The 6,018-nt window shown below is 53.4% G+C and carries 8 protein-coding genes; 4 read left to right on the plus strand and 4 right to left on the minus strand.

Translation table 11 applies throughout. From position 1 onward, the window contains the following. Positions 1-58 precede the first annotated feature (58 nt). A complete protein-coding gene (locus ACR0D7_RS19210; RefSeq protein ID WP_480680453.1) occupies positions 59-781 on the minus strand; it encodes a hypothetical protein in 723 nt (240 codons plus the stop codon). Positions 782-808: 27 nt separating this feature from the next. Here ACR0D7_RS19210 and ACR0D7_RS19215 point away from each other — a divergent pair, with 27 nt between their 5' ends. The 4 genes from ACR0D7_RS19215 (at position 809) to ACR0D7_RS19230 (ending at position 3,896) form a co-directional block, all read left to right on the plus strand. Next, complete coding sequence (locus ACR0D7_RS19215) at positions 809-1,339, plus strand: prepilin peptidase (protein WP_480680454.1); 531 nt, start codon at positions 809-811, stop codon at positions 1,337-1,339. Continuing rightward, entirely contained in the window at positions 1,336-1,764 is a 429-nt protein-coding gene (gene gspG / locus ACR0D7_RS19220; RefSeq protein WP_480680455.1) for a type II secretion system major pseudopilin GspG, read from the plus strand. The genes ACR0D7_RS19215 and gspG overlap by 4 nt, the downstream gene beginning before the upstream one ends. A 243-nt stretch (positions 1,765-2,007) precedes the next feature. After that, positions 2,008-2,765 (plus strand): IS5 family transposase gene (locus tag ACR0D7_RS19225; protein ID WP_480680456.1). Its coding sequence is split into 2 segments (ribosomal slippage): positions 2,008-2,329 and positions 2,329-2,765, totalling 759 coding nucleotides; the frame shifts between segments, so codons are not numbered across the junction. A gap of 102 nt (positions 2,766-2,867) precedes the next feature. Continuing rightward, positions 2,868-3,896 carry an IS110 family RNA-guided transposase gene (locus tag ACR0D7_RS19230; protein WP_480680457.1) on the plus strand — a complete coding sequence of 343 codons (1,029 nt, stop codon included), beginning with the start codon at positions 2,868-2,870 and terminating at the stop codon, positions 3,894-3,896. 435 nt (positions 3,897-4,331) lie between these two features. Here the strand turns inward: ACR0D7_RS19230 and ACR0D7_RS19235 are convergent, their stop codons facing one another. The 3 genes from ACR0D7_RS19235 to ACR0D7_RS19245 form a co-directional block, all read right to left on the minus strand. After that, the gene (locus ACR0D7_RS19235) at positions 4,332-4,625 is read right to left on the minus strand and encodes a hypothetical protein (RefSeq protein ID WP_480680458.1); all 294 of its coding nucleotides are present in this window, start codon (positions 4,623-4,625) and stop codon (positions 4,332-4,334) included. A gap of 116 nt (positions 4,626-4,741) precedes the next feature. After that, on the minus strand, positions 4,742-5,245 hold the full coding sequence (locus ACR0D7_RS19240) for a hypothetical protein (protein ID WP_480680459.1): 504 nt from the start codon (positions 5,243-5,245) through the stop codon (positions 4,742-4,744). Next, positions 5,235-5,864 carry an HNH/endonuclease VII fold putative polymorphic toxin gene (locus ACR0D7_RS19245; protein ID WP_480680460.1) on the minus strand — a complete coding sequence of 210 codons (630 nt, stop codon included), beginning with the start codon at positions 5,862-5,864 and terminating at the stop codon, positions 5,235-5,237. The genes ACR0D7_RS19240 and ACR0D7_RS19245 overlap by 11 nt, the downstream gene beginning before the upstream one ends. Positions 5,865-6,018 lie beyond the last annotated feature (154 nt).

Here is a 6,018-nt window from a genome sequence, read left to right on the forward strand (position 1 = left end):
TTTGCAACAACTTTCTTCTAACAATAGAAGAACAACCCAAATCACTCATTATGCACAATCAATACAGCTCCAGGATGCGACCACCACTCCCAGAAACACCAAAATCAATAATCCCAACAAAACGCTCAAAACGTCCCCCATCAAACAAATCAATTCGATAAACCACACCAGAACTTGCAGTCTGCCAAGAGGGGGGAAGCTCTGTGCCCCGCGCGCTGCCAAGAGGGGCAGCCGCCACCAACCGCTCGACTAAAACCTGCGGAGCTAAATCAGACGAAACGCCATAGCGACCAGAATGTACGGTCGCAAATTCTCGAAGGCGAAGACCATCTTCATACGGGATCTCCGCAACCCGCGCGAAATCAGCAACACTGTTCAATCGGTATGGGGTACGCCTCCAGTCCCGATACCGCTCAACCGCATCGTTCGGGATGTCCAAAGAAGATGCTAAAGCATCCAGCAGATCAGGCGCGGCAGTGTTAAGATCGACCAAGCCACCTACATCTTGCAAGACGAGTGTAAATTCGCGGTCGTTCTGCTGAAGCACCAATTCCTCCCGCGGGCCGGAATGATTAGATCCACGCCCAAAACCACCTAGCGCCAGTTCAGCCAATGCCCGATTTTCCTGCTTGCGCTTCGCAAGCTCCAATTCCGCTTCGCTACCCTTCAGGCTCGCCAGAAACTGGCTGCTTGTGATTGCAAAAAGCAGCGCCACAATGCTGAGCGTTGACAATACGACAATGAGGGCAAAGCCTTGCTTCCCACGCCTGCTTGCAACCATCTGTGCAACCCCCTATCAGATTTGGATATGCAAACTGTTTGGCTCGTTCTTATTCATCTTCTGGTTTATGGCCTCCTCTCAGTCACATCAATACCGTTGAGCTGGCCTGCAGGGGTGTTCGCAGTTCTGTTGATTTGGATCAGCGTATGGGACTTCCGAACCTTTGAGATCCCGGACATGGCAGCCCTGTCTTTGGTCTCCTCAGGTGCACTGGTTCTCTTTACTCATCCAACAGTAACGTTAATCGACGGAATTTTGGGAGGAATTTTGTGGCCCTTGCTGTTCTGGGCGGTGGCTGAACTTTACCTGAAAACACGTGGCGTTCATGGCTTGGGCTTTGGTGACGTCAAACTCATGGCCGGAATTGGGCTATGGTGCGGGGCCTATGGGACAATCTATGTGGTCTTGTCAGCGGCACTAGGTGGCCTTGGTGTTCTCAGCCTGTTGGCTGTTGTCCGCTCGACATCAATCGAAGAAATAGGTCAATCGAAGGTTGCATTTGGACCGTTTCTTTGTCTCTCTGCCTGGAGTGTTTGGTTGCTTGGAGGCAGTACATGATACGTGGGAATCAGGATTGGAACACGCGCAGTGGTGTCACTATTCTGGAAGTGCTCATTGTGCTGTCTATTATCGCCATGATCGCCGCAGTGGCTGGCCCCAGGTTGATTGGTTATTTGGGGCGTGCCAAGTCAGAAACGGCGAAACTGCAGGTCCAGCAGATCGGCAACGCGTTGCAGCTGTTTTACATAGACACCGGTCGTTTCCCCACCAACTCCGAAAGCCTTGGTGTTCTTGTGACTGCTCCTCCTGGCGATCCGTCCTGGGCCGGACCTTACCTGGATAGCGAAGAAGGCCTGATCGATCCTTGGGGCCGTGCCTATATCTACGCCGAACCCGGCGATCAAAAAAAGCCAAGCGTAACAAGTTTAGGACGGGATGGTAGCAGAGGTGGCGCAGGGGAGGATAGTGACGTAACTAGCTAAATTTGGGGTGACATTTCGGTTATGCCCCCCAACTCTCTACTTCCCAACAATTGGCCGATGCGAGATCAAATACAAAAAACTCAACCAGATAGTGCATAAACTGACACTTTTCAAAAGTGGTCAGAACTTCCTAAAAAATTCAGCGCTACAAATTCCCGTTTTAGTACAGACTTTAATTAGGCTCAGGATGCATTGATTTCTATTGCGCTGCGTGATTCACGCCTTCGAAAACGGAGCGGTGACATGAGCGATCTCTTCTGGTTGACCGACGCGCAGATGGCGCGTCTGGCTCCCTTCTTTCCCAAGTCACACGGGAAGCCCCGGGTTGATGACAAGCGGGTGCTGAGCGGGATTATCTTCATCAATCGCAATGGCTTACGGTGGCGTGATGCCCCCAAGGAATACGGTCCGCACAAAACACTCTACAGCCGCTGGAAGCGTTGGAGCGAAAAGGGCATCTTCGCGCGGATGATGGCCGGGCTGGCGGCGGAACACGGCGAGAAGACGACCGTGATGATCGACGCGACATACCTCAAGGCCCACCGAACGGCGACCAGTCTGGGCGTCAAAAAGGGGGGCGTGGACGCCTGATTGGTCGAACCAAAGGCGGGATGAACACGAAGCTGCACGCCATCTGCGACAGCCAGGGACGACCGCTTGATCTATTCGTCACTGCCGGGCAGGTCAGCGATTATATCGGCGCAAGAGCGCTGCTCAGCGGCCTGCCAAACGTCAAATGGCTACTCGGAGATCGTGGCTATGACGCTGATTGGTTCAGAGAGGCGTTGCAGGACAAGGGGATACGCGCCTGCATCCCAGGCCGGAAGAAACGCAAGACGCCGGTCTCATACGACAAGCGGAGATACAAGCGGCGCAACCGCATCGAGATCATGTTCGGCAGGCTGAAGGATTGGCGGCGTGTAGCGACCCGATACGACAGGTGCCCGAAGGTCTTCCTGTCCGCCATCGCCCTCGCTGCACTCGTCATTTACTGGTTATGAGATGCCGTAACGGGGCCTGCGTCACGCACCGCCGTTGCCACTTGTCAGATTAGTGCCGTGCTGTCGCCATTCCCGTACTGAACCCACATGGAGGACGACGGGATGAGGCTGTTTATTGGACTGGATGTATCGCTCGCGAAGACAGCGATCTGCGTGATCAGCGAGCACGGCAAGATTGTGAAGGAAGCTGAGATTGTGAGCGAACCCGAGGTTTTGTCGCGCTGGCTGGTCGATTTGGATGGAAGCATTGACGCAATTGGTCTGGAGGCTGGGCCGTTGTCGCAATGGCTGCACCGTGGCCTGATGGAAGCGGGCTTGGATGCTGTTCTCATGGAAACGCGCCAGGTGAAAGGTGCCTTGAAGGCCATGCCGATCAAGACGGATCGGCGGGATGCCGAAGGGATAGCGCGGCTGCTTCATCTCGGCTGGTTCCGCCCGGTTCACTGCAAATCAGTCTCGGCTCAAGAAACCCGCGCCGTGCTCGGTGCCCGGAAAGCGATTCAACAATACATGATCGCGCTAGAAATGTCGCTGAGGGGACTGCTGCGAAACTTCGGCCTCAAGGTCGGTGCGATCTCTCGCGGCAAGTTCGAAAGCCGCATTCGGGAGCTGGCGGATGGCAATCCGATGCTGGAAACCGCGACGGCACCCATGCTGCGTGCCAGAGCTTCCCTGCGACAGGAACTTGCAGCCCTTGAGAAGCAGGTGCGCCAGCTCGCTCAAGCCGATCCGGTTTGTCGCCGCCTGATGACGATGCCTGGGATCGGGGCGGTCGTGGCATTGACCTTCCGTGCAGCCGTCGATGATCCGGCGCGCTTCCGGTCGTCAAAGAGGATCGGTCCTTGGGTCGGTCTGACGCCCTCTCGTAACCAATCCGGTGAACGTGATGTCTCGGGCGGCATCACCAAGGCCGGTGACGTCAACCTGAGGCGAGCATTGTGCCAAGCTGCAACCGTCATGATGAACCGTGGCCGCTCGACATGGCTGAGAACATGGGGTGCACAGCTCGCACAACGCCGTGGCCGGAAAATTGCGATGGTTGCTCTGGCGCGCCGTATCGCCGTGATACTTCATCGGATTTGGATCGACGGCACAGTCTTCCAATCGGATACCGCGCCGAAAGTTGCCTGAACGAGTGTTCCTCAACCCGCTGCCTGCTTGCTCGTAGGCCTTCGAGGTCCCGCAGGGACGTGGTTCCGATGATGTCGTGGTCTGGACCGTCGCTGATTGCAATCAAGCACGCCAATGAGATGGACACATCGGAATTACATCGAACCAGCATCATGTTGGCAACCAAAGCGTTGACCACGGACCGAAGCATGTACCCGAAGGATCTCAGCCGAAAGCCACGAAAAAATACGGCGGACACTAACAAAGCCAACAGAACCGCCTTGGCGGATCAATCATTCTGCTCAAAACCGCTTGACTGGGACGGCCCCGTTACCGAAGTCCTGAGCCTAGGGACTGCGAGGCAATTCTTGCGTCCGCGGACGGAAAGCGAATTTTGAAACGTTTAGTCATAATACCACCTCACTAAAAAAAATTTTCGAATAGATAGAAAATAGATCAAACGATTACCAAAGTACACGATTTACAGGTGCAAATTCCTCCCACAACGCGTGGAAAGGTACTGCAGATAAATCCGATCAGCCTGTTCTGGCTGCCATTGGCATAGGTCTCGACCGCGTCGGTAACCTTGTGGGTCCGGCTGATGCGATTGCCGCGCAGATCGTATTCGTAGCGATAGGTGTCATCCTCGCGCAGCTGGTTATGAGCGTTGCTCTCATAGCCCGACGAACTGTTCGAGAAGGTGCGGTTGCCCTCTTCGTCATACTCGTAATCCTCGATCGGCACCGGCACGCCGCCATCGATGGGCGGGATGCCCTGGCGGACCTATACTAGGCGGTTGAGGTCATCATAGGAGATGTGTTTGACTGCACCGGTCGAACTAACTCCGGCTTAAATTATTCTACTAACTACTGAACCGCACAAGGTAGGAATAGCTGTAACAACGGTTGCCTGTCTCGCCACAACCTGGCGCAGGCCACGTAACTGCGCAATAATTCGGCAATTTGCTCATCCAGGCTTTGAAGCTCAAAAACCGCACGGAGTTCATTAAGTTTCAAACCCTGGCAATTTTCTTTTTCCCACGCCACAATCCAAAAGTTCGGTAAAAAACTCACAAGATCTGTTAAAGGTGTCCGCTCACAGTCAATTTTTAACCAGATTTTCCGATTGGACGAAGAAATTACCTCAATGTTGGTGTCTCCAAATGCTCTTGCTGCATGGCGACGCGCCCTAACAACACTACTTTTCGTTCCCATTTCATCTGGTTGGCACGAAATGGCTTTTATGCAATTGATCTGTTTCGCCAGCGCTTCGCTGACTACTTCGGAGACACTCGAAGCTTCACCCCTTAATTTATATTCCCGAAGTTCAATCCGTGACGAAAACTTTGTTGCGTGAAACTCAATAGTCATAGTGGTTCCCTGCTGGATCGTTAAAGTGAGGTCCACGATCCTGTGATGGATCATCAGGATACCTGTGGCCGTCTGCATCGTCACGCATTGTTACTGGGTTACCATCGCTATCAACGTAGTCATACTGGCGCCCAGGCTGAGGTTTACCCCGCTTGTCAGTATTCGGCCTAGTAGATTCAGGTTGCTTTGAAGTTGGAATATTGTTTCTACGCTTTGCTTCCTTTAGTGCTCCACGACGGCCTGCGCCATCAGGACTTTCATTTGGAGGACGGTTTCCCTTAGTTTCCGAGGACTCATCTTCAGAACTGGCTTGCTCACTATTACCACTGTCGCCGCTACTCTGATTATTTAGAATGTTCGCGAATGCATTTTGGATAAGCGCAGTTATACCTGACGTTATGCCGCTTAGCCATCCAACAGCGGTCTGGCTTGCGTTGGTACAAATATCCGTAGTCGCGCATGCACCGGTAGCACCGATTAACCCTGCAGTCGCGGCAACCTGCCCAGCAGTAAGGTTTACCCATGGAACAGATATGGCCAATCCGCTCGGATCAGTCCAGTTATATGGGTCGTTTTCTACGTACGCATATAGGTTCAAATCCCCTGCTGCGAATCCGATGGGGTCTCTGGTTCCGTTGCAAACTTTTGGCCATTGACGCTTTCGGAATTAGCGCGTGAATGACTGCCGGTCATATCAAGTCGAAAGCCAGTTCATGATTTCCTTTAAAGGCGCGCAATATCCGAAGGATGTAATCCTGTTCGCAGTGTTCTTT

The sequence above is a fragment of the Ruegeria sp. BB7 genome, from assembly GCF_056539365.1.

What these genes read in the sequence shown, in the direction of transcription:
- ACR0D7_RS19210 (WP_480680453.1), bottom strand. Translation starts at nt 781, where the DNA reads ATGGTTGCAAGCAGGCGTGGGAAGCAAGGCTTTGCCCTCATTGTCGTA.
- ACR0D7_RS19215 (WP_480680454.1), top strand. Translation starts at nt 809, where the DNA reads ATGCAAACTGTTTGGCTCGTTCTTATTCATCTTCTGGTTTATGGCCTC.
- gspG (WP_480680455.1), top strand. Translation starts at nt 1,336, where the DNA reads ATGATACGTGGGAATCAGGATTGGAACACGCGCAGTGGTGTCACTATT.
- ACR0D7_RS19230 (WP_480680457.1), top strand. Translation starts at nt 2,868, where the DNA reads ATGAGGCTGTTTATTGGACTGGATGTATCGCTCGCGAAGACAGCGATC.
- ACR0D7_RS19240 (WP_480680459.1), bottom strand. Translation starts at nt 5,245, where the DNA reads ATGACTATTGAGTTTCACGCAACAAAGTTTTCGTCACGGATTGAACTT.